Below are 1,088 nucleotides of genomic sequence, written 5' to 3' on the forward strand. Positions count from 1 at the left end.
GCTACCATGAAGTATCTGGAGGAGCGTATTATGCGTGAGTTTAAGCTCAACAAAGAACAAGTGGTACGCTTTGACGGTTCGCTCTTGGATACTGAGCAAGAAGAAATGGTGGGCAACTTTGCCAAAGAGGACAGTAAGATTCGCGTATTCATTTCCAGCGATAGTGGTTCGCAAGGTGTTAACCTACACTACTATTGCCACATCATGTTCAACTATGATATACCCTGGAGCCTGATTACCTTGGAGCAACGCAATGGCCGTATCGACCGTTATGGTCAGAAGCAACGTCCGGTTATCTATTACTTGGTGAATAAGACTAATGATGAAGGACTTCGTTCAGACTTCACCATCATCGACAAACTGCTTCATAAGGAGCAAGAAGTGCACGACATCCTTGGCGATGCCATGAGTGTGATGGAACTCTATAAAGCTCAAGATGAAGAAAAAGCCATTGGAGATGCCTTGATGACTGGAGATACTGAGGTCGTAGAACAAACCGCCTCTCGTCGTCGCCAACGTGGAGGATTCAAGCGTGCTGATGCCGTAGTATCCACTCCTACCGTAGAACGCTTGAATGATAAGATCTTCGAGAAACGTTTCTCGCTCTATGCTGATGATATGAGCTATTATCGTGACCTCTTTGCTGAACTAGAAGCTACGGGCAGCATTCATCATGGTGATGTGACCATGGTGGAAGATGCCACTGTACCCTATGTGGAGGTGAAGAATAACGAGGAACTTCGTGATGTGTTGTATGACATTCCTCGTGAAGCATTTCCTGCTGATAACATCTTCCGTCTGACCATGGACAAAGCATGGCTGAATCGTTCGATTGCAGAATCAAGGAAGAGCACGAATAGCGAATGGAGCAAATTCCTACCTCTATACGATATCCATCCCATCATTAGCTACCTGCTTACCAAGTTCACTGCTTCATTGCCCAAGTCGCAAGCCATGGCCGTACGCAATCCCGAGTTACCTCAGAGTATGAGCTACTACTTGTTCTATGGCAGTCATGGCAATGGATTGGGACAAAACCTTGTCAGCAAATTCTTTGTAGTACCATTGGATAAGGATGGAGCCTTGCG

Annotated in this window: 1 protein-coding gene; it reads left to right on the forward strand. The window is 46.0% G+C overall.

The window, feature by feature from the left end; genetic code table 11:
• The coding region (locus AB5935_RS23925; RefSeq protein ID WP_368327652.1) for a helicase-related protein at positions 1-1,088 on the forward strand (1,088 nt) is incomplete at both ends.

This window comes from Phocaeicola sp. RTP21198st1_B8_RTP21198_201120, assembly GCF_040929485.1.
Lineage (GTDB): Bacteria > Bacteroidota > Bacteroidia > Bacteroidales > Bacteroidaceae > Phocaeicola > Phocaeicola dorei.